This is a genomic window from Bradyrhizobium sp. CCBAU 65884 (assembly GCF_028128835.1).
In the GTDB taxonomy this organism is placed as follows: Bacteria; Pseudomonadota; Alphaproteobacteria; order Rhizobiales; family Xanthobacteraceae; genus Bradyrhizobium; species Bradyrhizobium ottawaense.
The window spans coordinates 1-23828 of record NZ_LBJU01000090.1 but is presented as its reverse complement, the minus strand read 5'-3'; the positions used below and the strand labels follow the sequence as shown (position 1 = coordinate 23828).

The following is a 23828-nucleotide window of genomic DNA, read 5'->3' as shown; positions in this document are numbered from 1 at the left end:
CGGCATGTTTTCCCGCAGAGGGTTTTTGGGCACCGCCGCGCTCGTCGGCGCATCCGCGGTCCAGGGCCGCGTGCAGGCGGCATCTATCCCGGAAGCTGCGCACATGGACAAGGTGGTGATGCAGCCGCCGCTGCATCCCGTCAGCGGGCCCGACTATCGCCCCGTCGTCACGCTGAACGGCTGGTCGCTGCCGTTTCGCATGAACGGCGACTGGAAGGAATTCCATCTCGTCGCCGAGCCCGTGGTGCGCGAATTCGCCGAGGGCATGAAGGTGAATCTGTGGGGCTACAACGGCCAGTCGCCGGGCCCGACGATCGAGGCGGTCGAGGGCGACAAGGTCCGCATCTTCGTCACCAACCGCCTGCCCGAATACACCACCGTGCACTGGCACGGCATGATCATTCCGAGCGGCATGGACGGCGTCGGCGGGCTGACCCAGCCGCACATCCTGCCGGGCAAGACCTTCGTCTACGAGTTCGAGATGAGGAAGAGCGGGACCTTCATGTACCACCCGCATTCCGACGAGATGGTGCAGATGGCGATGGGCATGATGGGCATGGTCGTCGTGCATCCGCGCGATCCGAACTTCCGGCCCGTCGACCGCGACTTCGTCTTCGTGATGAGCACCTATCGCGTCGATCCCGGCACCTATCTGCCGCAGGTCAACGAGATGACCGACTTCAACATGTGGACCTGGAATGCGCGGGTGTTTCCCGGCATCGATCCGCTGCCGGTCAGGCTCGGCGACAAGGTGCGCGTGCGGATCGGCAATCTCAGCATGACCAACCATCCGATCCATCTGCACGGCCACAGCTTTGCCGTGACCTGCACCGATGGCGGCTGGATTCCGGAGAGCGCGCAATATCCGGAGACGACGACCGACGTGCCGGTCGGCGCGGTGCGCGTGTTCGACGTGCTCGCCGACAATCCCGGCGACTGGGCGTTCCATTGCCACAAGTCGCATCACACCATGAATGCGATGGGGCACGCGGTGCGCAATTTGATCGGCGTGTCGCGCAAGGACCTCGCCAAGGCCGTCGGCAAGCTCGCGCCCGACAGCATGGCGATGGGCTCGACCGGCATGGCGATGGGCAACATGGAGATGCCCGCGCCCGACAACACGCTGCCGATGATGACGGGCACCGGCCAGTTCGGGCCGATCGAGATGGGCGGCATGTTCACAGTGATGAAGATCCGCGAGGACCTCGCACGCGACGATTATCGCGATCCCGGCCCCTATCAATTCCCGAAGGGCACCGTCGCCTACGAGGTCGAGGCGCCCGATGCGGCACCAGTGCGGCAGCCGGGCAAGCCGACGCACAAGATGAAGATGTGAGCGTTTCGATGAACCACCAACTGGAGACAACGATGAAGACGATCAAACTCGGCCTCGCGCTGGCGGCGCTTTTGACCGCGCCGGTCCTTGCTCACGACAAGCACGGGCATGGGACCTTTTCGGCCGGCGAGCCCGGCGATCCGAACAAGCCCGCGCGCACCATCGAGATCCTGCTGAACGAGATGGACTACGCGCCTGCCAAAATCGAGGTCAAGCGCGGCGAACAGGTCCGCTTCGTGCTGCGCAATGTCGGCAAGGAGGACCACGAATTCCTGCTCGCCACGCCTAAGGAGAATCTCGCGCATGCCGTGGAGATGAAGAAGCATCCGCACATGGAGCACGACGATCCCAACGGTGTCAGGCTCGCACCGAACAAGACGGCCGAGATCCTCTGGAAGTTCAGCAAGGCCGGCACGTTCGAATTTTCGTGCCTCATTCCCGACCATCGCGACTACGGCATGGTCGGCCACGTCACCGTGAAGTAGCGACAAGGAGCCTCCCATGAACCGCATCATCCGCATTACCGCAGCGCTGACGCTGGCTGTCGGCCTTACCACTGCCGCCCTCGCGGCGGGGACCGCCGCGATCAGCGGTGAGGTCAAGAAAATCGACGAGGGCGCCGGCAAGATCACGCTCAAGCATGGGCCGGCGAAGAGCCTCGGCATGGAGGACCCCATGACCATGGTCTACCGCGTCAAGGACGCGGCGATGCTCAAGCAGGTGAAGGTCGGCGACAAGGTGACCTTCGAGGCCGAGGAGGCGGCGTCGGGGTATACGGTGACCAAGATCGACAAGGCGAAGTAGGGGTCGCCCGGTCATTCCAGGGCGCGCGGCGCGAACCCGGAATGACGACCTTGGCTCCCGAAACACCCCGGTCCGCCCCTCTTCCCACCCCCGCGTTAACCCTTTGCTAACCATACACCCGGCAAGAATTGCCGGGTGAAGTCGAGTGTCGTCAGCCGCGTAAAACGGGAGCTCCCGTGGACGCCAGTGCGGTGCCTCACTTTCGGAACGGCGGCCCTTCGGCCGCCGCGCAGACATTTGGGGCGCGCGGCCGGCGGTCGCGCGGGGAGGCAGCTACCATGGTCGACGTCACCGCGGGACAGGGCGTAGGCAGCGCAAGGCCCTCGATTCCCTCCCTCAACGAGATCGTCAACGTCCTCAAGCGCGGCGACATCGCGCTGGCGCTCGGCATCCTCACCATCCTGGTGGTGCTGATCCTGCCGCTGCCCGCGATCGTGCTGGACCTGTTCCTGGCGATCTCGATCACGCTGTCGATCCTGATCCTGATGACCTCGCTGTTCATCCAGACACCGCTGGAATTCTCGGCCTTCCCGACCATCCTGCTGATCTCGACCATGCTGCGCCTGTCGCTCAACATGGCCTCGACCCGGCTGATCCTGTCGCACGGGCACGAGGGCACGGCGGCCGCCGGTCACGTCATCGAGGCCTTCGGCAGCTTCGTGATGGGCGGCAATTTCGTCATCGGCATCATCGTCTTCGCCATCCTGATCATCGTCAATTTCGTCGTCATCACCAAGGGTTCGGGCCGTATCGCCGAGGTTGCCGCCCGCTTCCACCTCGACGCCATGCCCGGCAAGCAGATGGCGATCGACGCCGACCTCGGCGCCGGCCTGATCGACGAAAAGGTCGCCAAGCACCGCCGCAAGGAGCTGGAGGACGAGAGCGGCTTCTTCGGCGCCATGGACGGTGCCTCCAAATTCGTCCGCGGCGATGCCATCGCCGGCCTGTTGATCGTCTTCATCAACGTCGTCGGCGGCATGATCATCGGCGTGGCGCAGCAGGGCATGTCCTTTGCCGATGCGGGGCGCAGCTACACGCTGCTGACCGTCGGTGACGGCCTCGTCACCCAGGTGCCGGCGCTGATCGTCTCGACCGCGGCCGGCCTGCTCGTCTCCAAGGCCGGCGTCTCCGGCGCCGCCGACAAGGCGCTGATGAAGCAGTTCTCCGGCTATCCGCAGGCGCTCGCGATGTCCTCGGCGGTCATGCTGGTGCTGGCGGCGCTGCCGGGCATCCCGACCCTCCCCTTCCTGGCGCTCGGCACCGGTGCCGGCGCGCTCGCCTGGCACGCCCGCAACCGCAACCGGGTGACGGCCAAGGCCGAGGAAGCCGCCATGGCCGCACCCGCTCCGGGAACGCCCGGTGCGGCGGGCGCGGCTGCGGCCGAAGAGCCGATCTCGGCGGCGCTCAAGATCGACGACCTCAAGATCGAGCTCGGCTATGCGCTGCTGCCGCTGGTCAACGGCCCCGACGGCACCGACCGCCTCACCGAGCAGATCAAGGCGCTGCGCCGTTCGCTCGCGATCGAGATGGGTTTTGTGATGCCGGCGGTGCGCATCCTCGACAACGTCCAGCTCGAGGCCAACACCTACATCATCAAGATCAAGGAGGTCGACGCCGGCACCGGCAAGATCTGGCCGAACCAGTTCATGGTGATGGACCCCGGCGGCAGCCAGGTGCAGGTGCCCGGCATCCACACCACCGAGCCGACCTTCGGCCTGCCCGCGACCTGGGTCGATGCCAGTCTCAAGGAGGAGGCCTCGCTCAAGGGCTACACCGTCGTCGACGCCGCGACCGTGCTCTCGACCCATCTCACCGAGCTGCTCAAGGCCAACATGTCGGACCTGCTCTCCTACGGCGAGGTGCAGAAACTGCTCAAGGAGCTGCCGAAGGAGCAGGGCGAGCTGGTCAAGGACATCGTGCCGGGACAGGTCACGGTCTCCGGCATCCAGCGCGTGCTGCAGCTGCTGCTCGCCGAGCGCATCTCGATCCGCGATCTCTCCACCATCCTCGAAGGCATCGCCGACTCGCTCGCCTTCTCGCGCAATCCCGCCACCATGGTCGAGCACGTCCGGGCCCGCCTGGCGCGGCAGATCTGCGCGCAGAACACCTCCTATGCCGGCTATCTGCCGCTGATCGCGCTGTCGGCGCGGTGGGAGCAGGCCTTTGCCGAATCCATCATCGGCCAGGGCGAAGAGCGCAGCCTTGCGATGCAGCCCTCGAAATTGTCGGAGTTCATGACCGGCGTGCGCGAGGCGTTCGAGCGCGCCGCCCGCGAAGGCGAGGCGCCGGTGCTGGTCACCTCTGCGGCAATTCGTCCCTTCGTCCGCTCCCTGGTGGAGCGGTTCCGGGCCCAGACGACGGTGCTGTCGCAGGCCGAGATCCACCCCAGGGCGAGATTGAAAACTGTCGGAAGCATCTGATTTGCCTTAAGAAGCCGTGTGTTTTTCGGCCACAGGCAAATGGTTTCTGAGTTCCTGGCGCCTTGTGGACCAAACCTCGACAAGGCGCCTGACAGGCACATTACAGCTTTGAAATAATTGCAAAAATGCACGATCAAGGGTCGCTTTTGATCGCGATCTTTCACGTCCTGTCACGCTCTTGTGATGGCCTCTTGGGAACGAATCCCCCCAATACTAGGTTGTTGGGCACCGGAAGCATGAACCTGCCTGAAACGGCCGGCGACTACTTCGGGTAGATGGCGGCAGGAGGCTTCCATGAACCACTCGATCTACAGCGCAGATCGCGCGACCCATTTGAAAGTCGTGGTCGTTGCCCTCGTCGCAGGGATCGCGGTGGCGGGCCTCGGCATCACGGCACGCACGGGTTCGGACGAAGGTCTGACCCAGACCGCCCGCGTCATCAAGGCCGACAAGCCGGTTGTTATCACCAGCGCGAATGCATCCCTCGTTCGCTAAGGAGATCTGACGAGTTTTTTGAATTCACGCGGCTCTTTACCAGCCCCCCAAAGTCGCCACGTGGATATGTAGACGACCCCAACCCCAAGTCGACTACAGAAAGCGCCCGCCCCCCACGGGCGCTTTCTCATGTCTGGGGGTGTGATTGCAGGCGCGCTCGCCAAATTCATCAAACACACGACTGTCTCCTCTCGTGTTCCGGACGCGCTGCAACGCGATTTCAGCACCCGCCTCACTCCGTCATTCCCGGCCCGTGTAGGATGGGTTGAGCGCAGCGATACCCATCATCTGCCCTCTCCTCTTTCACCGTATTCGTGTGCATCCTCCGAACGATCGCCGGCCCAGTCGACCGGATAATTGCCAAGCCTCACATGGCGATGAAACGAGGACCATGCCGAGTCGCATACGCGCGGGACCAGCCCATGCTTGACCGGATTGATGTGGACGTAGTCGACATGGCGCACGAAATCGCCTTCATCGCGTATGGCATGCTCCCAATAGCGGCGCTGCCAGATTCCGCGTTCGCCCCTCGCGGCGCGGCTCGATGATATTCGTTCACCGCGCTCGACGCCGCGAGAAAATGCTGACTTGACCAGTCGCCAGCGTGTTGCGAAATCGGAATCGCCTTCGGGTAACGACCATACCGCATGGAGATGATCGGGCAGCACAACGACGGCGTCGATCGTGAAGGGATGACGTCGGCGTGTTTCGCGGAAGGCCGCGCGCAAGATCTCGACATGGTCCGTCAGCAGGGAAAGCCTGCGCTCCGCCAGATTGACGGTAAAGAAGAAGCTGCCTCCCGGGACGAAGTTGCGACGATAATTTGTCATCATGAATTGGCCGAGAAGAAAGTGATGGGTTTCGCAAGGGCTCAACCCATCCTACGGGCTCAGCATGACCTCGTCTGATCAAAAGCGCAGCGAAAGGCCTCGATCGACTAGGAAGGAAGACATTTGGATAGAGCATCTTTGATGGGAACAGCACCGAGACGCATGACGAGAGCACGCAGCTCGTCAGGAAGGTGGGCAAGCGCCTTCATTCGATGCTCGTTCGAATAACCAAGAAGCTCAAAAGACCCGCCGGAGTCATTGAAGTAGAACTCCTGCATTGTCTTGCCGCCGCCCGATCTAAAAACGACTCCAAGACGTAAGCCAACACTAGGCTTCGGTCCGATTTCATATTCGATAATGTTTCTGCTCAGGACATCTATTAGCTCATCCATAGGCGCACCGGCCGGTATCTCGTACTGACATGAGGCCTTGCGCAGCATCGCTTCGTCAACGGCCATGACGAAGTAAGTCGGGTAAGGAATAATCATCAACACGACACTGGTCGCTGACCGGAGCGGCTCTAGCGTTGACCTTAGCGCAGGTGACATGCCGTCGAGTGCTAGAGCAAGTTTAGCGGAGCCTGCGAAGAACCAAATGCAGATCCCCCCGCGAAACAGGCCAGCCGAAAGGTTCCTAGTCCGTTACAAGAAGCTTTTGATCGGAGCTCAAACATCGAATGCGTTGCTCGTTAGACGAAAATTCGATTTCGCATTTCCCCCTCGCCCCCAAACGGCGCGACCACATCGATGATCTTCCTATTCGCCCCGCCCTTCCACTCCGCCGGCGTCAGCCGCACATCCCCCGCATCGATCCGTTTCGCGACGATCTCGTCCGCCAGCGCCCAGAGCGCAACGCCGACCGGCTGCTCGCCCTTGTAGAAGATCCGGAACTGCTGCAGCAGGATCGCCGGCATCACCAGCCATTCGAGGTCGCCGAGCGCGATAGCCTTGTGGCGCGGGCTCTGGGTCATCAGCCAGGTGATCTCGCCGAGCACCTGCGACACGGTCTTGGGCGGCGAGGCCGCTTGCGCGGCGGCGGAAGCACTGGGCTCGTTCGCGGCCTGGGCGCCGTTCGCGTGCGGAGCGCTGCCGTGGAGCGAAGCGATACCCATCGTTTCAGCGGCAGAGGATGATGGGTTTCGCAAGGGCTCAACCCATCCTACGGGCTGCTATGGACAGAATGCCATTCCCAACCCCTGCGGGTGACGCTAGACGAAACAACCTGGGCACATCAAGCAATAATTTGATGACGGAGTTGTCGGCGCGCGAGGCGTGTGGATTTCGCCACGCCGGCGTCATGAAGGATGTTGCAGCTTGCCGCGTCACGATACCGCCTGCTCTCTTGTGCGAACGCCGTGACGGAGTGTGAAGTAGCAGCGCCCACCACTCTCGTGTCCCGGACGCGCTGCAGCGATCTTACGCTGCTGCGCAGAGCCGGGACCCAGGAAGCCACAGCATTTGCTGCCACGTGGGCCCCGGCTCTGCAGCGCATCGCTGAAGAAGCGCTGCGCTGCGTCCGGGGCATGAGAGCGGAATTTGGACGCAGCTCGTAGGATGGGTAGAGCGCAGCGAAACCCATCAACACTTCCCCTGTGTTGAAACATGATGGGTTTCGCAAGTGCTCTACCCATCCTACGCCTCCGAGACACGCCTTCGCATCCTCGCGGCTGATCTCGCCCGAGCTTTGCTTGATCTCTTCACCCTCTTGAATGGAGAGGGCGCAGGGAAGACCGGGCGCCGGCTGGCACCCGCGGTCCACTGTGCGAATCCTGCGTAACAAGAAGCTGCACAGCGGCATACAGGTGTAGCCAGGACATCCCGGCCTTCCCTGCGCAGTGGGCTTACGGCTTATGTCGTGATCTCCCCGGGGAGCGTTGCACTATTGCCCCCGTCGCCTTGCGGATGGCTGACGGATGCGTCCGGTTGGACGACACCCATCACCACAAGACTTGGCGCACAGACCCCGGGCGCCAGGACCACACGATTTTGCCGTACGCGGATCACACCGGTCGTGTGCGCGATACTTTCGCTCACGGCTCTCCGCCCTGCGAAAGCACTTCGCGCCGATGCAACTAGCGTCCACCGCCGCCCGGCCCGCGTTCGTGACGATCGCGATACGCCCCTCTTCCTTGGGCCGGGTTGTCGCGACACATACGCCCTTTCCGAAATTCGGTAAAGTGGAATATTTTTAAGGCGCCGATTGACCGATGGATTGGGTGTTTTGCCCGTCGGGCAACACAAGGGCTTGTAAGCTGGGCCCATCCACCGAATTGGTCTCGGTCAGTAGCCTCCGTGTCAAATTTCCAGGATTGCAATCAAGGCTGATGTCGGCGAACCGCACCGCAAGTCAGGTATAAAGCTTAAAGCCGCTCTTCCAGCGGCGTTCCTGGAAAGCTACATGGAAATCACGATCAGCCGCTAGACGTCGCGCCCAATGGCTTTCCATCTCGAGAAAAACGCCGCCCGCTTAAATGAAGCGCAGGCGGCGGCTTACCAGCCCCCGGGAGGGTGAGAGCAAAATCCCGATGAAGGAGAACGAGACCTGAATTCAAGATGGCGGCAGTAGGCCCGGCGAGGTCAGCCACTTGTTGAGCTCCCCAGCAACATCGATCTGGCGGGCTTTTCGCAGAAGCTCCGCGCGGCGGACGCCAGCGGGCATCCCGTTGGCCTGTAGGCGGAGATTGATCGCCTCTTGCGCAAGGCGGTATTCGAATGTCAAGGATTGTCGTGGGGACCGTTGAGCCGGCATGTATGACGCTCCGCTGCGGGGTTGAGCGGGAGCGCAACTTGCGTTCACACCACCGATAGATGCTATGGGCCGCTCGATGGTCGTGGGACAGTGCGCCTTTATCTGCCGGATAGCGAGCGCTTTGTTCGGTTCCTGGCAGCAACTATCCGCATCCACTGGCGCCTTGTGCGGTCTGCCCTCCCATCCAATACCGTGCCAGCCAGATGAAGAGCACGCTTTCGTTGGCGCACCACTCGACGACCTTTGGCATCATCGTTCGTCATCTCACAGGCTCTCTCAATTGGCGCGCATGTTCGGAAGCGAGACTCAGCAACCGCGGCAAATATTCTTGAGCTTCGCGGCGGTTCGGGCTTCTTCCGCACGAAATGGATCTTTGTAACCTGACGATGGGTCGATGCCGGCTTCATCGGGCTTCCTGGTTCTTGGAGGAAATGCCGCATCGTAACAGGAAAGGCGCGCGCTGGTACTTTCGATCGCACGGCAGTTCGGCTCGGCGGCAAAAGCTGTTGGCGTGAATGTGCCCAGTGCGAATGCCAGCAAGAGCGCCGCGGTCCATGTGCCTGTTCGAACCATCCTCATGCTGAACACTCCATAGCTATTTGGTTTTACTCGCCCAGGTGGGACGCTCGCCGGTCCAGGCCGGAAGAGCATCCCATTCGGACCAACGCATCCGGCGCTCCTCACCTCCGACCCTCACGAAAACAAAGGGCGCATCGTCCCGGCCAGTCTTCGAACCAACGAAGATTGCCGGAACCCCGTAGGCATCCCTGATGATCGCCGTGTTTGCCATTTTGGGCTCCCGTTAGCTTGAACTGGCTCAACGCCGCGGTTTGCAGTTCTGACGCATGGTGATGGAACCGACTTGCCGCTACAAAATGGCCGTCACCGCAATCAGCAGCACGAGAAAGACCGGCACCAACAAAGGTGGTACGAGCCACTCACGAATGTCGAATTTGTCGAAATCTGACATCTGACCGCCTTCTCTTGGGTTGAGGCGGGAGCGCGAAGCTCTCAGTCACCGATAACGGCCACGTAGCGCACGGTGATGCGAACTGTGTAGCAGTCTTCTAATCAGTTAGCGAGATCAATCTCAGCCGCCTGGCACCCAATCGCCCAAGGCGAGCGCTCTACACAAGTTCATCAGTCCACACCTTGAAGCTGACGAGCGTGTTGGGTCCGAAAGTCTGGGCAATCGGAACATCCGCCGCATCGCGGCCTTGTGCAATCAGGACGCGCCCAATTCGCGGAGTGTTGTTGCGTGCATCGAATGTGTACCAGCGACCGCCAAGATAGGCTTCGAACCAGCCTGCAAAGTCTCCGGGGGCGTGGGGCGGCGGGATGCCGATGTCGCCGAGATAGCCGGTGCAATAGCGCGCTGGAATGTTCAAGCAACGGCAGAATGCAATGGCAAGATGCGCATAGTCGCGACAGACGCCCTTGCCCTCGTTGAATACGTCCCAAGCCGTCATGGTGGCCCGCGCATGCTGGTAGCCGAATGCGATGTGATTGTGCACGAAATCGCAGATCGCCTGGACCCGTGACCAACCCGGCGCCACGTTCTCGAACAGCTTCCATGCGATGTCGGAAAGCCGATCGGTTTCGCAGTAGCGGCTGCCAAGCAGATAGACGATGGTATCAGGTGGCAGATCCTGCACCGCGCATTGCGTGGCTGAAGGCACAATGACATCGGGCAGCCCGCTATCGCGCACTGTGCCGTTGGCGGAAAGACGCATGCGGCCGGCGGGCGCGACAAATCGATTGCACCAGTTTCCAAAGCCGTCGCGGTAGGGCGAGATCGGCACGGGAGGCTCGGTGATGAGATAATCCGGCACGATGATGTCGGATGCCCGGGTGAAATGCATACCGACGACAGCAATCAATGGTGTGACTTGCTGGAATTCGTAGGTCATCTCGAAGCCAACCTGTATTTTCATGTTCAGGGCCTGCCTCGACTGCATTGACTCGAAATGGCTGCGGGGACGATCGCGTTGGCAACGGCGGCCGGCGGTCCGCTACTTCAAACTAGAGGCCTCCTTGGTGATGGCCGAGATTGAACTGCCAGACTTGCGAACGACGTTGGTAAATTGCTCATCCGATAGCTTGAGCCGCCTGCGCAGGATCCTGACCTGCACTTTATCTCTTAAATCCAGCGAATTGCGGAAATGGGTCGGCTTTGGTCTGTTCATATGTTTCTTTCGCGATGAGGGGATGGACTAGATCGCGCGACCAGGCGGGCGTTACGCCGCTCCTGCTGCGACGGCGACTGTCCGCTGCTCACGAAGATTTTGTCTCCGTCAAGCCAACATTCGCCAGGGAGCGACGTTCCTCCGCTTTTAGGATTATCTGGTCGTGAGCGGAGGGGCAGATACGCACGAGCCAGCTCAACGACGCGGAGCCCCGTAAGTCGGCGGCGGTGCCTGCACCGTCGGCGCAGCGGCGGCGAACAGCTCATCCTTGCTGCCGGTCAGCGGCGGATAGATGCGCTTGCGGTTGATGATGTTCTTGGTCGCCTTCGCAGCCTGACCGGTCGCCTTGACCTCGCGATCCCAGCCCTCGGTATAGAGCGCGCCCCAGCCGCCGAGATCGAGCACGGTCACGTACCAGTCGATCCGCAGCGGCAACATCGGCAGGCCGGCGAGATCGGCGACCACGTTGTGGCCGGCGAAACGGCCCATGGGACGCGCGAACTGGCAGGACATCACGGTCGGATGCAGCCCGTCGACCACGCTGGAGGCGACGTCGCCGGCCGCGAACACGCCACCGACATCGGCAACCCGCATGAAGGGATCGACCAGCAGGCGCCCGAGCCGGTCGCGGGCGTCCGGAAAGCGCGCCGCCAGAGGGCTCGCACGCATCCCGGCACACCAGATCACCGTCTGCGCCGGAATGAACTCGCCGGAGCTCAAGCGGATGCCGGCGGCCTCGACCGAGACGACGCGCACGCCGAGACGCGTCTCGACGTCGAGCGCCGCCAACGCCGTCTCGATGACGGGACGCGCCGGCGCACCGATGGTGGCGCCGACCGCGGGATTGGGATCGACCAAGATGATGCGGCGGCTGCCGGCGATGCCCGCCCGCGCCAGCCTGTCGGGCATCTCGGCTGCGACCTCGATGCCGGTAAAGCCGGCACCGACCACCACGACGGTCGACCGCCCCGGCGCGGGCGCGCTGCGGCCGAGCGAGGCGAGATGGTCCTCGAGGCGGAGCGCCGCAACATAGGTATCGACATCGAAGGCGTGCTCGGCGAGGCCTGGTATGTCGGGACGCATCACCTCGCTGCCGAGCGCCAGCACCAGGCGGTCATAGGCCAGCGTCCGCTCGCCGCTGCTCGTGACCAGCGAAATCTCGCGCCAGACCGGATCGATGGCTTCGACCTCGCCGATCTCGTGACGGACACCGACGGGATCGAGCAGCTTCGGCAACGGTATCGCGACCTCGCGGAGATCGACCTCGTAATTGCGCACCCGGATGTTGTGATAGGGATTGCGATCGATCACGCAGATCTCGATGTCGCTGACAGCACCGATCTCGTCGCGCTTGCGCGCGGCACCGATGGCCGCCCACAGGCCTGCAAATCCGGCGCCGAGCACGACGATACGCGCCATGTCCGTTGACTGCACTTTCCCAATGGAACGACGAGCGAACGACAAGCGATCGAGCGGTCTACCCGCACAGGTAGATATAGCTCATCGCCGCCAACGGGCCAACCGTGATCCGCAGAACGAAACCGGCGCGCCTCACGCCTCGCGCAATTCCGACGGTGTCGCGCCAAAGCGCTTGCGGAATGCACGGTTGAAATAGGACAAATCGGAAAAGCCCGAGGAATGTGCGATGTCGCTGATCTTGCGCGTCCTGGCGCGGGGATCGCCGAGCAGCTTGCGTGCCTGCAGCAGGCGCTGCTCCAGCACGAATTCGGTGAAGGTCGTGCCGGCCTGCTCGAACAGGCGTTGCGCCTGGCGCGGGCTGAGGCCCGAGCGCGTCGCGACCTCGGACAGGCAGAGATCGTTGCGGCCGAGCGCGGCCATCACATCGGCGCGCATGAGGTCGAGGCGCGCCGCCGCATGGCCGCGGCCGCGCGCAAGGCTGGCATGCTCGGCATCGGTGCCGAGCAGGAGGCCGACGAGATCGACCATATGCTGCGCGGTCAGGCGCTGGCCCACCGCGTCGAGATGCGGCGCGTGATTGGCGGCGAGCGCGTGGTAGCGGAAGATGGTCTCTGCGACGGCACCGTCGCTGAGCACTTGCGACAGCTTGTCCTCGGCACGCGGACTGATGTCGAGCAACGCGCGGCGCGGCATGCGGATGGTGGTGAAGCGGTTTTCATCGGTGTGACCGACGGTGCCGGTGATGCTCATGTCGACGAGCACCATCTGCGCGGGCGCAAGCTCCACGGTGTGGCCGTTCTGCCCGACACGCACGAGGCCGGCATGTGCGGCGATCAGCACGAGGTCGTCGCTGCCGTCGGCAAGGTGGCTCTGGGTGCGGGAATATTGCGCGGAGGCGCCTTCCGGAATGGCGAGCGCGATGTTGTCGACCACACTGATCTGGAGCCGGCAATCGATGCTGTCGCCATGACTCGGCCCGATATCGAGGCCGCAGGCCCCGAAAGCCCGCTCGCGCCAATGTTCGAACGCAGGGCCGTGCGGCAGTCCAGTGTATTGGTGAACGAAGATGCCGGACGTTTTCGCTGCATCCATCTGATTTCTAGCCCCTCTCCGGCGTCACGATCGGCGGCGCCGACTGCAAATTCCGGGGATTTGACGCCGCAAATTGCGGCGAGGTTCAAATCGGGGGCGGATTCAGGGAGACTTGTCGGGATGCGACGGCGAAGCGGACCCTGACGACAGGGTCGTAGCCCGCATGAACGGCACCTATTTCTTCGCGGGCGCCTGCGGCTGGGACGGCGGCACGGTCTCGATCAGCTTGCCGGAAAACACCGGGGCCGAGGTCGGCCGGCCGTCGGGCGAGCCGCCGGCCTGCTCGACGGTGACCGCGTAGGTCGCGCCGTTGACGACGTCGGCATCATAGGAGGCGAGCAGCGGACGCGCGGTGAATTCGCCCGCGCCGATCACGCCGAGCGAGCGCGGGCGCGGCAGCTTGTCGGAGATCAGCCAGAGCTCGAAGCTCTTGCCGGGCTCCGGCGTCGCGCCGACCTTGCGCACCGTGAAATTCCGCGTCGCGCCGTCGATGGTGAGGATGAAGGCGGGGCCACCGCCCTGGCCCTGCAGCAGCGCGACATATTGCGCCGCGGCGGCGAGCGGCGCGACCGGCGTCTTCACTTCCACCGTCTGGATGCGCGGCGCCGGACGTAAAGCCCCCGGCAGCGCGTCGGGCAGAAAGATTTGAAGCGACAGCGTCACCAGCAGCGCGGCCGCGAGCGCGCCGACCGCGGATGCGATCGAGCGCCAGCGCTTCACGCGGCCCTCGAGACGGATCACGTTGGTGTCGTCCGCGATGGGCACCTGCGGCGTCCGGACGACCTCAGGATCGGGCGCATGGACCTGCGGCATGAACACCGGCGCGATGTCGGGTATCACATCGGATCCGGAGCGCATCGGCTCGGGCTGCTCTGCTTCGGGAGGCTGCGGCTCCGGTTGCGGTCCCTGCTCCAGCGGCGCTTCCGGCGGCGCGGCCTCGACGGGCGGGATTGGCGGCGGTACGATTTCGGCCAGACCGGGCGGCTGCTGCGCAAGCGCCGTGCGCGCGATCTCGGACCTGATGTTCTCCCACACGATCGGACGCGGCTCGACCGAGCCGACCATCTGGTTGAGGGCGCCGAGCCGATAGGCCCAGGCCTGCACGATGTCGGCGAACGCCGGGTCCATCGCCATCATGGTCTCGACCTGCGCGCGCTCATCGGCATCGAGGGTGCCGAGCGCATATTCCGCGGCGAGCGCGATATGGTCCTCCGAGTAGGCCATCACATGCAGTCCAGAACCACCCTCACAGTATAAACCCTCATAGTCCGAGGCACTCCCGGATATCCAACATGCTGCGCCGGAGCCACGTCTTCACCGTGTTGACGGGAGCGGCGAATTTCTCCGCCAATTGCTCGCGGCTCCAGCCGTTGTAATAGGCGAGAAGCACGAGCCGCTGACGGTCCGGCTCGAGCCGGCCGACGCATTCCAGCAGCCGCTTCAACTCTTCGGTCATCTCCCGGCGCGCCAGCGGATCGGGGCTGTCGGCCGCGACCTCCATCGCCTGAGGCTCTTCCTCGATCGAGACCTCAGACTTCTTGCGCACGATGTCGATCGCACGGTTGCGCGCAATCGAGGCCATCCACGTGATCGGCGACGACAGCGCCGGATTGAACCCGCCGGCACCGTTCCAGATCTTGACGTAGGTCTCCTGAATGACCTCCTCTGCGAGATCCTGTCGGCGCAAGATACGGAGCACGACGCCATAGAGTTTCGCGCGCGTGGCGGCGTAGAGGCGCTCGAACGCAGCCTGATCGCCCTTCGCCACCGCCTCGATCAACCCGACCAGCTCTGCTGGCGTCAGCATTCAGCCCCCCGACACGCGGGCCATCGCGTTCCGCGCAGGCCCCGGCACTTCGCTACCATAGCGCGCGGCCAAGCCGTCCACCAAGGGGTGCGGCGCCACACTGTGGATAGCACATGCGAAAACCCGGACCTTGCGGGTCCGGGTTTGGCAATAATTCCAGGATGGTCTGGCGGCTAGCGGCTCAGGCGACGGCGCCGATGCGGGCGCGCATCAGGCCGATGCTGTCGAGATCGGCCTGCTCGCGGGCATTTTCCTCGGCGCGCTCGCGGGCCTGGTCGCGCTCGTCCAGGAGCTCGACCTTCTTGAGCTCCTCGAAGGCCTCGGCCAGCGCGGCCTTGGCTTCGTCGAGCTGGCCCTTGAGCTCGTCCGCCGAGCGGGTCAGGTTCTCGCGGCGCTGAATGGCGGCCTTGGCATAGGTCGGATAAGCGAAGTGCGAGGGATCGTTGATCCCGGCACGCTCCTGCTCGGTCGTGATCTCGCGCTCGAGATCGGTCGACATCCGCTGGAAGTCGGCGATCATGGTCTCGATCTGGGTGACCCGGCGGCGCTTCTCGTCGACCTGAAACTTCTTCAGGCGGATGAGGGTATCTCGTGACTTCATCGACTCGTACTCCCCAGAAGTCCCCTCGCTGCACGTGGGACGTCACCGGTCTCCCCACAGGCCCAACAGGGGCCAAGACCGGCTCTGCTACTCTGTGGGATGGGATGATGACCTGACAAAGTTAGCGTTCCGTTTCCAAATTACCGAGGATTTGCGCCAATTGGCGATACCCGTCCGCCAGAGACGCATTTTCGTCCTTGCGCTGGCGCAGGAACGCCTCGAGCGGTTCGTGCAGGCGGATCGCCTCGTCGACCTCGGGGCTGGAGCCGGCCCGGTAGGCGCCGAGCCGGATCAATTCCTCCATGTCGGCATAGGTCGCCATCACCGCCCGCGCCTTCTGGATGACGGGCCAGAACTGCGGATCGGCCGATTTCGGCATGGTGCGGGAGACGGATTTGAGGATGTTGATGGCGGGGTAGCGGCCGCGCTCGGCGATCGAGCGCTGCATCACGATGTGGCCGTCGAGGATGCCGCGGACCGCATCGGCGATCGGCTCGTTATGGTCGTCGCCGTCGACCAGCACCGTGAAGATCGCGGTGATGGCGCCCTCCCCCAGGCCCGGTCCGGCGCGCTCCAGCAGTTTCGGCAGCTCGGTGAAGACGGTCGGCGTGTAGCCCTTGGCCGTCGGCGGCTCGCCGGCGGACAGGCCGATCTCGCGCTGGGCCATGGCAAAGCGCGTCACCGAGTCCATCAGGCAGAGCACGTCCTGATCCTCGTCGCGGAAATATTCGGCGACCGCGAGCGTGAGATACGCCGCCTGCCGGCGCATCAGCGCCGGTTCGTCGGAGGTTGCGACCACGACGACCGAACGGGCGAGGCCCTCCTCGCCGAGGTCGTCCTGCAGAAATTCCTGCACCTCGCGGCCGCGTTCGCCGATCAGCCCGATGACGCTGACCGCGGCGTCGACGTTGCGCGCGAGCATCGACAGCAGCACCGATTTGCCGACGCCGGACCCTGCGAAGATGCCCATGCGCTGGCCGCGGCAGCAGGTGAGGAAGGTGTTCATCGCGCGCACGCCGAGATCGAGCGGGGCGCCGACACGCTTGCGCGAATGCGCCGGCGGCGGCGCATTGCGGAACGGCATCGGCGAGGCGCCCTGTGGCAGCGGTCCCTTGCCGTCGATCGGCTCGCCCAGCGCGTTGACGACGCGGCCGAGCCAGGCCGACGACGGTCGCACCAGATTGGCGGCATTGGCGATGACGGCCTTGCAACCGCGGCGCACGCCGTCGAGGCCGGCGAACGGCATCACGACAGCATTGTTGCCGGAGAAGCCGATCACCTCGCAGGGAATCGAACGGTTGGCGCCGGTCTCGATCACCAGCCGCGCGCCGACCGACATCGCATGAATCGGGCCGGCCACCTCGACCATCAGGCCGCGGACACCGACGACGCGGCCATAGATATTGATGCCGTCGATGTCGCCGATCTGTTCGGCAAGCGCCTTCATAAGAGAGCCTTCATTAAGGACCGCGCCTTGGTCATCCCCAGGGTCGCCCTTTGCGATCCCCGGGACTTCACGGTGAAAACCTTAAGTTTCGCCATATTTCTGAACGGCGCTTAACTTCGTGTTTACCCGCATCATTAATCATTGCGTCACTGTCTTTGTGACTGAGCGTGACTCCCCTTCAGAAGAAGGCTGAGTCGCGGGAGTCGGTTAGGCCCGTCTCTTAAAGTGGAACTTGAACTGAGCTGGGTGACGAAAGCTGCTTCGCGCACAGGACCTTAGGGCGATTCGACAAAAATTGCACCCGGGGGACTTGCGTTCCAGAATCAGGATTTGTTAACCATCTGTTGTCAGGATCCGAATCAGTTGTTCAAAGGCGTTTTGTTGAGTGCCGCGAATGCGGCCGACCTGACGCCCAGGAGCGGCGACTATGGGGAACTGGCATGCGCGTTTTGCTGATTGAAGATGACAGCGCCGTCGCGCAGTCGATCGAGCTGATGCTGAAGTCTGAGAGCTTCAACGTCTACACGACCGATTTGGGGGAAGAAGGCGTCGATCTCGGTAAATTATACGATTACGACATTATCCTTCTCGACCTCAACCTGCCCGACATGTCCGGCTACGACGTGCTCAAGCAGCTTCGGGTCTCCAAGATCAAGACACCGATCCTGATCCTCTCCGGCCTCGCCGGCATCGAGGACAAGGTCAAGGGTCTCGGCGTCGGCGCCGACGACTACATGACCAAGCCCTTCCACAAGGACGAGCTGGTGGCCCGCATCCACGCGATCGTGCGCCGCTCCAAAGGTCACGCCCAGTCGGTCATCCAGACCGGCGACCTCGTCGTCAACCTCGACACCAAGACGGTGGAAGTCGGCGGCCAGCGCGTGCATCTGACCGGCAAGGAATACCAGATGCTGGAGCTGCTCTCGCTCCGCAAGGGCACGACCCTGACCAAGGAAATGTTCCTCAACCATCTCTATGGCGGCATGGACGAGCCCGAGCTGAAGATCATCGACGTCTTCATCTGCAAGCTCCGCAAGAAGCTGGCCAACGCTTCCGAGGGACGCAACTTCATCGAGACCGTGTGGGGCCGCGGCTACGTGCTGCGCGAGCCGCACGAGCACGAAGAGCGCATTCCCGCCTGATCTTCTGGGTTTACGTCGCGGGCCCCTTTCGGGCTCGCTCCTCCCAGCCTGGACCCCGCCGCAAATGGCGGGGTTTTGTTTTTTGGGGACGTGAAGGCGGCTTCGTCGCCGTCCCGCCATTGAACCGCTATGCTTCCCCCGCCGACGAATGGTCGCTGCACTATGGGGGAACGATGATCCTGCAATCACTGGCCGGCCTGCCCGCCTTCCTGGTCTATTTCTGCACCGGGCTGATCGCGATCGTGGCGTATCTGTTCGTCTATACCCGCATCACCGCGCATAACGAGTTCCAGCTGATCCGCGACAACGAGCCGGCCGCGGCGATCGCGCTCGGCCTCAGCCTGCTCGGCTTCGTGGCGCCGCTGGTCAGCGCCATCGCGCATTCGGCCAATGTGCTGGACTGCCTGATCTGGGCGACGATCGCGCTGATCGTGCAGATCATCGTATTCTTTCTCGTGAGAGTGCCGGTGCCGAAGCTGTCGGAGCGGATCGCCGCCGGCGAGCTTGCGCCCGCGATCTGGCTCGGGCTGTCCTCGCTCGCCGCGGGCCTGCTCAACGCCGCCAGCATGATCTATTGAGATGGCCGACAAACCGTCCAAACAGCAGTTCGGCAAGCGTCGGCCACGCCTGCCACAGCCATTGCCGCTGCCGGCCAAAGAGCCGACGAAGCGCTCAGGCCATGTCGCCCTGCTGGTGATGGGCACGCTCGCGGTCGGCACCACCGCCTACACGATGATGCCGCGGCAGAATTGCGAGCCCACACCCGGCGCCGTGCCGGGGCAGACGACCACGACCTGCACAAGCAGCAGCGGCAGCAGCTCGTCAGGCGGCAGCAGCTCGCGCTGGTCGTCGCGGTCGAACTTCTTCAGCAGCGATTCTTCGAGCCATTCCTCCTCGAGCACGTCGTCCGATTCCGGCCACAGCAGCGTCAGCCGCGGCGGCTTCGGCTCGTTCGGCCATGGCTTCTCGGGCGGCGGTTGATCCATGCAGCGCATCAATTGCCTGGAGCGCGACGACTGGCGGGAGACCGCGGCGCAATGCGGCTTCGTCTTCCACACCATCGACGGCGAACGCTATTGGGACGAGCGCGCTTATTACGGCTTCACGCTCGACGAGATCGAGCGCGGCATCGAGACGCCGACCGCCGAGATCGAGGCGATGTGCCTGGAGCTTGCCGGCCGCGTCATCGGCGAGGAGCGGTACCTGCGGCGCTTGCAGATTCCGGAAGCGTTCTGGAGCCTGATCGCCGAGAGCTGGCAGCGCGACGACCGCAGCCTCTATGGCCGGCTCGATTTGAAATTCGACGGCAAGTCGCCGGCAAAACTGCTCGAATACAACGCGGATACGCCGACCTCGATCTTCGAGGCCGCGGTGTTTCAATGGACCTGGCTCGAGCAGGCGATCGAGCGCCGCATCGTCCCTGTTCGCGCCGATCAGTTCAACTCCATCCATGAGCGGTTGATCGCGGCGTGGAAGGAGATCGCCGCGGGCCGCCACGTCCATCTCACCGGCACCACCGACAACTCGGAAGACGCCGGCACGCTCGCTTATCTCGAGGACACCGCGCGCCAGGCCGGCCTCTCGACCAGGTTGCTCGACATCGAAGAGGTCGGCTGGCGCGATGAGCCTGGCGGCTTCGTCGATCTCGACGAGGCCGACATCGCACTCGCCTTCAAGCTCTATCCCTGGGAATGGATGTTCCAGGATTCCTTCGGCGCGAAGCTGAAGGAGGCGCCGACGCGCTGGATCGAGCCGCCGTGGAAAGCGGTGCTCTCCAACAAGGGCATTTTGCCGCTGCTGTGGGAGATGTTTCCGAACCATCCCCATCTGCTGCCGGCGTTCTTCGAGGACGACGCGCGGGCAGCGGAGCTCGGGACGTCGTATGTCCGCAAGCCGCTGCTGTCGCGCGAAGGCGCCAACGTCACGATCGTGTCCGGCGGCGTATCGCTGGACGAGCAGGAAGGTCCCTACGGCGCCGAAGGTTTCGTGCGCCAAGCGCTCTCGCCGCTGCCGAATTTTTCAGGCTTCTATCCGGTGGTGGGAAGCTGGCTGGTGAACCACGAGCCGTGCGGATTGTCGATCCGCGAGGACGAGAGCCCGATCACGGGCAACGGCTCGCGGTTTCTGCCGCATGCGATTTTGTGATTTGTCATTCCGGGGCGCGACAAAGTCGCGAGCCCGGAATCCATGGTCCCAGGCGGATCGAATGGCCCCGCGTCTAACCACCTGCCTGTTACGATGGCTTGTGGTTATGGATTCCGGGCTCGGCGCTGACGCGCCGCCCCGGAATGACGAAGCAGCTCACCTCGCCGCAGCAATCTTCAGCGGCTGCGGCATCAATCCGCCCATGGGGCGGCCGGAGCGTGCGGGGTTGAGCTGATAGAGACCGCGGCGGTCGGTGATGGGACGGAACGCATCGGTGATGCCGACGACGGATTCGGCGGCGCCAAGCAGCAACGTGCCGTCGGCCTCCAGGCCCTTCGCCATCCGCTCGAAGATCACCGCCTTGGTGTCCTGGTCGAAATAGATCAGCACGTTGCGGCAGAAGATCACGTCGAACGTGCCGAGATGGGAGAAGTCCTGCAGCAGATTGAGCTGGCGGAACTGCACCATGGCGCGAATGTCGGCATTGAGCAGCCAGGTCTCGCCGGCTTGCGTGAAGTACTTCATCAGGTGCTGGATCGGCAGGCCACGCTGCACTTCGAACTGGCTGTAGATTCCGGCCTTGGATTTCTCCAGCACCTCCTGCGACAGATCGGTGGCGACGATCTCGATGCGCCAGCCGGCCAACGCTGCGCCCATCTCCTTCACGCACATCGCGATCGAATAGGGCTCCTGACCCGTCGACGACGCCGCCGACCAGATGCGCAAGCTCTTGCGCGCCGCGCGCGCCTTGATCAGGCCCGGCAGGATGGTGTCGCGCAAGTGATCGAAGGGAATCTTGTCGCGGTAGAAGAAGGTCTCGTTGGTGGTCATCGCTTCGACGACGTCGGTGGCAAGCCGGCCGTCGCCGTTCCTGATCTTCAGCACGAGATCGGGAATGCCTGACAGACTCGCCTTGCGCGCCAGCGGCAAGAGCCGGCTCTCGACCAGATATTGCTTGTCGGGGGACAGATCGAGGCCGGAGCGCTCCTTCAGGAACTTGCGCAGATAATCGTAGTCAACCGGCGTCACGCGCGATCTCCCGCGAACAGGCGGTTGACCTTGGCGCCGATCTGGTTGAGCGGAAGGATCGCCGCGCAGATGCCGGCATTGGCCGCCGCGCCCGGCATGCCCCAGACCACGCTGGAGGCTTCGTCCTGCGCGATGACGCTGCCGCCGGCGGCAACGATGTCCTTGCCGCCGCGCATGCCGTCCGAGCCCATGCCGGTCAGGATCACGGAGAGGATGCTGCCGTGCCAGATGTCGATGGCGGAGGTGAAGAGCGGATCGACCGCAGGCTTGCAGAAATTGACGGCGGGGCCGTCGTCGAGCGCGATCACGGTGTCCGCGCCGCTGCGCACCACGCGCATGTGCTTGCCGCCGGGCGCAAGATAAATCCGTCCCGGCTTCACCGGCTCGCCGTCGACCGCCTCGGCTGCCGGCTTACGGCTCGAACGCGCCAGATGCTCGGCAAGGATGGTGGTGAAGGTCGGCGGCATGTGCTGGGTGATCAGCACCGGGAAGCGGTCGATCACCGGGCCGAGCTCGGTGACGAGCGCCATCAGCGCCTGCGGACCACCGGTCGAGGAGCCGATCAGCAGCACCTTGGGCGCCTGAGGGGAGAACGGGCGCATGGTGAGCGCCCCTGACGGCGCAGCAGGCACCGCCGGAACGGGCGCTGTGGGCCGCGCAACAGGACTACGCGGGGCCGGAGCCGGGCTTGCGGGCGCCAGCGGCGGGCTTGCGACCGCGGCCTTGCGACGCAGCCGCGCACCGAGATGGCGGATCTTCTGGATCAGGTCGTGATGAAAGATGTCGGCGGCCGACGCCTCGCGCGTCGATTCCGGCTTCGGAATGTAATCGGCGGCGCCGAGCGACAGTGCCTTGAAGCTGATCTCCGCGTTACGGCGGGTCAGCGTCGAAGCCATGATGATGACGAGATCGCGCTTCTTCGCCAGCAGCTGCGGCAGCGCCGAGATGCCGTCGAGCTCGGGCATTTCGATGTCGAGCACGGCAACGTCGGGATTGATGCGTTCGATCTGGTTGACCGCTTCGAGCCCGGTGCGCAGCGAGGCAGCGACCTCCATGTCGTGCTCGGCACCGATCCAGCGCGAGATCAGACCGCGGATGACGACGGAGTCGTCGACGATCATCACCCGCAGCGGCCCCGCTTCGCGCGAGCCGGTCGTGGTCGAATTACCTGCGAACGCAACACTCATTACTCACCAACTCAGACTGAAAGGGTACAGTTGAAAACGAGCGCCGAAGCATCCTTCGGCCTCCGGCCGATCGCTCAGATAAGGCCGACTTCCTGGAATTTCGCCGTCACAATGTCCTTGTCGAACGGCTTCATGATGTATTCGTTGGCGCCGGCATGCAGCGCGCGCGCGATATGCGCGACGTCGTTCTCGGTGGTGCAGAACACGACCTTGGGCTGATCGCCGCCGGGCATGCGCCTGAGATGGCCGAGGAACTCGTAGCCGTCCATCACGGGCATGTTCCAGTCGAGCAGCACCGCATCGGGCAAGCCGCGCTTGCAAGCCTCCAGCGCCTTCTCACCGTCCTCGGCTTCGAGGATCTGGAAGTCGAGTCCCTCCAGGATCCGGCGCGCAACCTTGCGAATGACGCTGGAATCATCAACGACGAGACAAGTTCGCATGTGAACCTCTGCTTCCTCCCCCTTTGCGGGGGGCACTTCCAATTGCAAGTCCGTCGGCGACGATGCCGCCGTATCAGGCCGCCATCATCTCGGGCGCGAGCTCGAGGACGCGATCGACGTCGAGGACGACCATGAGCTGGCCGTCGAGGCGATGGACGCCGCCGGCGAGCTTGGCCATGCGGGGGTCGAGGTTGACGGGATTTTCTTCCATGCCGGCTTCGGGCAGGCGCAGCACCTCGCCGATCTGGTCGATCAGGAGGCCATAGGATTCGCCGCGGAGGTCAACGCCGACCGCCATCGGCACCTTGCCGTCCTCGGGCTGCGGCAGGCCGAGGCGGGCGCGCATGTCGACCACGGTGACGATGCGGCCGCGCAGATTGAGCACGCCTGCGATCTCGCGCGAGGACAAGGGCACGCGGGTGACGCGCTCGGGCATGAACACGTCCTGGACCCGGGAGATCGGCAGGCCGAACAGCTGGCCGCCGATCATCGCGGTGACGTATTCGACCATGGCGCCTTCGCCCACTTGCGTCTTCTTGTTCATCTGCTTCTCCTGATCCCTGTCCTGCTCTTACGCCGCTGCCCGGTTCAGCTCAGAGGCGCCGGCGGCACCCGCGGTCTGCTCCTTCAGCGCCGCGATCAGACCGGGACGGTCGAACTTGGCGACATAGTCGTGGAAGCCGGCCTGACGGCCGCGCTC

At 63.8% G+C, this 23828-nt stretch carries 25 protein-coding genes; 9 read left to right on the top strand and 16 right to left on the bottom strand.

Annotated elements, in window-relative coordinates; all coding sequences use genetic code 11:
- Positions 1 to 4 precede the first annotated feature (4 nt).
- From XI03_RS06560 to XI03_RS06540, 5 genes are all read left to right on the top strand, one after another.
- Positions 5 to 1336, top strand: coding sequence for a copper oxidase (locus XI03_RS06560; protein WP_271591659.1), 1332 nt, complete (start codon positions 5 to 7; stop codon positions 1334 to 1336).
- Positions 1337 to 1368: 32 nt separating this feature from the next.
- The gene (locus XI03_RS06555; protein WP_038972088.1) at positions 1369 to 1821 is read left to right on the top strand and encodes a cupredoxin domain-containing protein; all 453 of its coding nucleotides are present in this window, start codon (positions 1369 to 1371) and stop codon (positions 1819 to 1821) included.
- A gap of 16 nt (positions 1822 to 1837) precedes the next feature.
- Positions 1838 to 2140: a copper-binding protein gene (locus tag XI03_RS06550; RefSeq protein ID WP_271591658.1), complete on the top strand. Its 303-nt coding sequence runs from the start codon at positions 1838 to 1840 to the stop codon at positions 2138 to 2140.
- 278 nt (positions 2141 to 2418) lie between these two features.
- Positions 2419 to 4560, top strand: coding sequence for a flagellar biosynthesis protein FlhA (gene flhA, locus XI03_RS06545; RefSeq protein ID WP_271591657.1), 2142 nt, complete (start codon positions 2419 to 2421; stop codon positions 4558 to 4560).
- A gap of 294 nt (positions 4561 to 4854) precedes the next feature.
- Positions 4855 to 5055, top strand: coding sequence for a hypothetical protein (locus XI03_RS06540; RefSeq protein WP_028142198.1), 201 nt, complete (start codon positions 4855 to 4857; stop codon positions 5053 to 5055).
- A 284-nt stretch (positions 5056 to 5339) separates the two neighbouring features.
- On the opposite strand, the gene XI03_RS06535 is transcribed toward XI03_RS06540, so the two are convergent.
- The 12 genes from XI03_RS06535 to fliI form a co-directional block, all read right to left on the bottom strand.
- Positions 5340 to 5885 (bottom strand): REP-associated tyrosine transposase, encoded by a 546-nt coding sequence (locus tag XI03_RS06535; RefSeq protein WP_271591675.1) that lies wholly within the window; start codon positions 5883 to 5885, stop codon positions 5340 to 5342.
- A gap of 107 nt (positions 5886 to 5992) precedes the next feature.
- Entirely contained in the window at positions 5993 to 6379 is a 387-nt protein-coding gene (locus tag XI03_RS06530; RefSeq protein WP_271591656.1) for a hypothetical protein, read from the bottom strand.
- Positions 6380 to 6573: 194 nt separating this feature from the next.
- Positions 6574 to 6996: a toxin-activating lysine-acyltransferase gene (locus XI03_RS06525; RefSeq protein WP_271591655.1), complete on the bottom strand. Its 423-nt coding sequence runs from the start codon at positions 6994 to 6996 to the stop codon at positions 6574 to 6576.
- A 1943-nt stretch (positions 6997 to 8939) separates the two neighbouring features.
- Entirely contained in the window at positions 8940 to 9212 is a 273-nt protein-coding gene (locus XI03_RS06520) for a hypothetical protein (RefSeq protein ID WP_080670183.1), read from the bottom strand.
- A 548-nt stretch (positions 9213 to 9760) separates the two neighbouring features.
- Positions 9761 to 10567, bottom strand: coding sequence for a transglutaminase-like domain-containing protein (locus XI03_RS06515; RefSeq protein ID WP_028142196.1), 807 nt, complete (start codon positions 10565 to 10567; stop codon positions 9761 to 9763).
- A 78-nt stretch (positions 10568 to 10645) separates the two neighbouring features.
- Positions 10646 to 10819 carry a DUF3606 domain-containing protein gene (locus XI03_RS06510; RefSeq protein ID WP_081494336.1) on the bottom strand — a complete coding sequence of 58 codons (174 nt, stop codon included), beginning with the start codon at positions 10817 to 10819 and terminating at the stop codon, positions 10646 to 10648.
- A gap of 195 nt (positions 10820 to 11014) precedes the next feature.
- Positions 11015 to 12238 (bottom strand): NAD(P)/FAD-dependent oxidoreductase, encoded by a 1224-nt coding sequence (locus tag XI03_RS06505; RefSeq protein ID WP_271591654.1) that lies wholly within the window; start codon positions 12236 to 12238, stop codon positions 11015 to 11017.
- Positions 12239 to 12370: 132 nt separating this feature from the next.
- The gene (locus XI03_RS06500) at positions 12371 to 13330 is read right to left on the bottom strand and encodes a helix-turn-helix transcriptional regulator (protein WP_028142193.1); all 960 of its coding nucleotides are present in this window, start codon (positions 13328 to 13330) and stop codon (positions 12371 to 12373) included.
- A 174-nt stretch (positions 13331 to 13504) separates the two neighbouring features.
- Complete coding sequence (locus XI03_RS06495; protein ID WP_271591653.1) at positions 13505 to 14554, bottom strand: anti-sigma factor; 1050 nt, start codon at positions 14552 to 14554, stop codon at positions 13505 to 13507.
- A gap of 37 nt (positions 14555 to 14591) precedes the next feature.
- The gene (locus tag XI03_RS06490) at positions 14592 to 15137 is read right to left on the bottom strand and encodes a sigma-70 family RNA polymerase sigma factor (protein ID WP_095425223.1); all 546 of its coding nucleotides are present in this window, start codon (positions 15135 to 15137) and stop codon (positions 14592 to 14594) included.
- A 181-nt stretch (positions 15138 to 15318) separates the two neighbouring features.
- A complete protein-coding gene (fliJ, locus tag XI03_RS06485; RefSeq protein WP_008138882.1) occupies positions 15319 to 15738 on the bottom strand; it encodes a flagellar export protein FliJ in 420 nt (139 codons plus the stop codon).
- Positions 15739 to 15859: 121 nt separating this feature from the next.
- The gene (fliI, locus tag XI03_RS06480; protein WP_038972090.1) at positions 15860 to 17185 is read right to left on the bottom strand and encodes a flagellar protein export ATPase FliI; all 1326 of its coding nucleotides are present in this window, start codon (positions 17183 to 17185) and stop codon (positions 15860 to 15862) included.
- A 440-nt stretch (positions 17186 to 17625) separates the two neighbouring features.
- Here fliI and ctrA point away from each other — a divergent pair, with 440 nt between their 5' ends.
- From ctrA to XI03_RS06460, 4 genes are all read left to right on the top strand, one after another.
- Positions 17626 to 18327, top strand: coding sequence for a response regulator transcription factor CtrA (gene ctrA / locus XI03_RS06475; protein ID WP_008138878.1), 702 nt, complete (start codon positions 17626 to 17628; stop codon positions 18325 to 18327).
- Positions 18328 to 18500: 173 nt separating this feature from the next.
- On the top strand, positions 18501 to 18905 hold the full coding sequence (locus XI03_RS06470; protein WP_028142189.1) for a DUF350 domain-containing protein: 405 nt from the start codon (positions 18501 to 18503) through the stop codon (positions 18903 to 18905).
- Between the two features lies 1 nt (position 18906).
- Positions 18907 to 19308, top strand: a complete 402-nt coding sequence (locus XI03_RS06465; protein ID WP_271591652.1) for a hypothetical protein — start codon at positions 18907 to 18909, stop codon at positions 19306 to 19308.
- Positions 19309 to 19311: 3 nt separating this feature from the next.
- A complete protein-coding gene (locus XI03_RS06460) occupies positions 19312 to 20472 on the top strand; it encodes a glutathionylspermidine synthase family protein (RefSeq protein ID WP_271591651.1) in 1161 nt (386 codons plus the stop codon).
- A gap of 156 nt (positions 20473 to 20628) precedes the next feature.
- Here XI03_RS06460 and XI03_RS06455 read toward each other — a convergent pair whose 3' ends face one another.
- The 4 genes from XI03_RS06455 to XI03_RS06440 all read right to left on the bottom strand — a co-directional run bounded on the left by XI03_RS06455 (position 20629) and on the right by XI03_RS06440 (position 23672).
- Positions 20629 to 21501 (bottom strand): CheR family methyltransferase, encoded by an 873-nt coding sequence (locus XI03_RS06455; RefSeq protein ID WP_271591650.1) that lies wholly within the window; start codon positions 21499 to 21501, stop codon positions 20629 to 20631.
- Positions 21498 to 22688 carry a protein-glutamate methylesterase/protein-glutamine glutaminase gene (locus XI03_RS06450; protein WP_038972092.1) on the bottom strand — a complete coding sequence of 397 codons (1191 nt, stop codon included), beginning with the start codon at positions 22686 to 22688 and terminating at the stop codon, positions 21498 to 21500. Before XI03_RS06450 ends, XI03_RS06455 begins: the two co-directional genes overlap by 4 nt.
- A gap of 74 nt (positions 22689 to 22762) precedes the next feature.
- Positions 22763 to 23128, bottom strand: coding sequence for a response regulator (locus tag XI03_RS06445; RefSeq protein ID WP_007600538.1), 366 nt, complete (start codon positions 23126 to 23128; stop codon positions 22763 to 22765).
- A 73-nt stretch (positions 23129 to 23201) separates the two neighbouring features.
- The gene (locus XI03_RS06440; RefSeq protein ID WP_095425226.1) at positions 23202 to 23672 is read right to left on the bottom strand and encodes a chemotaxis protein CheW; all 471 of its coding nucleotides are present in this window, start codon (positions 23670 to 23672) and stop codon (positions 23202 to 23204) included.
- Between the last annotated feature and the right edge of the window lie 156 nt (positions 23673 to 23828).

Excerpts from the sequence above, each read along its gene's own strand:
- XI03_RS06445 (WP_007600538.1), bottom strand. The coding sequence starts at position 23,128 with ATGCGAACTTGTCTCGTCGTTGATGATTCCAGCGTCATTCGCAAGGTT.
- XI03_RS06505 (WP_271591654.1), bottom strand. The coding sequence starts at position 12,238 with ATGGCGCGTATCGTCGTGCTCGGCGCCGGATTTGCAGGCCTGTGGGCG.
- XI03_RS06520 (WP_080670183.1), bottom strand. The coding sequence starts at position 9,212 with ATGAGGATGGTTCGAACAGGCACATGGACCGCGGCGCTCTTGCTGGCA.
- fliI (WP_038972090.1), bottom strand. The coding sequence starts at position 17,185 with ATGAAGGCGCTTGCCGAACAGATCGGCGACATCGACGGCATCAATATC.
- XI03_RS06515 (WP_028142196.1), bottom strand. The coding sequence starts at position 10,567 with ATGAAAATACAGGTTGGCTTCGAGATGACCTACGAATTCCAGCAAGTC.
- XI03_RS06525 (WP_271591655.1), bottom strand. The coding sequence starts at position 6,996 with ATGGGTATCGCTTCGCTCCACGGCAGCGCTCCGCACGCGAACGGCGCC.
- XI03_RS06500 (WP_028142193.1), bottom strand. The coding sequence starts at position 13,330 with ATGGATGCAGCGAAAACGTCCGGCATCTTCGTTCACCAATACACTGGA.
- flhA (WP_271591657.1), top strand. The coding sequence starts at position 2,419 with ATGGTCGACGTCACCGCGGGACAGGGCGTAGGCAGCGCAAGGCCCTCG.
- XI03_RS06535 (WP_271591675.1), bottom strand. The coding sequence starts at position 5,885 with ATGACAAATTATCGTCGCAACTTCGTCCCGGGAGGCAGCTTCTTCTTT.
- XI03_RS06465 (WP_271591652.1), top strand. The coding sequence starts at position 18,907 with ATGGCCGACAAACCGTCCAAACAGCAGTTCGGCAAGCGTCGGCCACGC.
- XI03_RS06560 (WP_271591659.1), top strand. The coding sequence starts at position 5 with ATGTTTTCCCGCAGAGGGTTTTTGGGCACCGCCGCGCTCGTCGGCGCA.
- XI03_RS06450 (WP_038972092.1), bottom strand. The coding sequence starts at position 22,688 with ATGAGTGTTGCGTTCGCAGGTAATTCGACCACGACCGGCTCGCGCGAA.
- XI03_RS06510 (WP_081494336.1), bottom strand. The coding sequence starts at position 10,819 with ATGAACAGACCAAAGCCGACCCATTTCCGCAATTCGCTGGATTTAAGA.
- XI03_RS06495 (WP_271591653.1), bottom strand. The coding sequence starts at position 14,554 with ATGGCCTACTCGGAGGACCATATCGCGCTCGCCGCGGAATATGCGCTC.
- fliJ (WP_008138882.1), bottom strand. The coding sequence starts at position 15,738 with ATGAAGTCACGAGATACCCTCATCCGCCTGAAGAAGTTTCAGGTCGAC.
- XI03_RS06540 (WP_028142198.1), top strand. The coding sequence starts at position 4,855 with ATGAACCACTCGATCTACAGCGCAGATCGCGCGACCCATTTGAAAGTC.
- XI03_RS06550 (WP_271591658.1), top strand. The coding sequence starts at position 1,838 with ATGAACCGCATCATCCGCATTACCGCAGCGCTGACGCTGGCTGTCGGC.
- XI03_RS06440 (WP_095425226.1), bottom strand. The coding sequence starts at position 23,672 with ATGAACAAGAAGACGCAAGTGGGCGAAGGCGCCATGGTCGAATACGTC.
- XI03_RS06470 (WP_028142189.1), top strand. The coding sequence starts at position 18,501 with ATGATCCTGCAATCACTGGCCGGCCTGCCCGCCTTCCTGGTCTATTTC.
- ctrA (WP_008138878.1), top strand. The coding sequence starts at position 17,626 with ATGCGCGTTTTGCTGATTGAAGATGACAGCGCCGTCGCGCAGTCGATC.
- XI03_RS06460 (WP_271591651.1), top strand. The coding sequence starts at position 19,312 with ATGCAGCGCATCAATTGCCTGGAGCGCGACGACTGGCGGGAGACCGCG.
- XI03_RS06555 (WP_038972088.1), top strand. The coding sequence starts at position 1,369 with ATGAAGACGATCAAACTCGGCCTCGCGCTGGCGGCGCTTTTGACCGCG.
- XI03_RS06490 (WP_095425223.1), bottom strand. The coding sequence starts at position 15,137 with ATGCTGACGCCAGCAGAGCTGGTCGGGTTGATCGAGGCGGTGGCGAAG.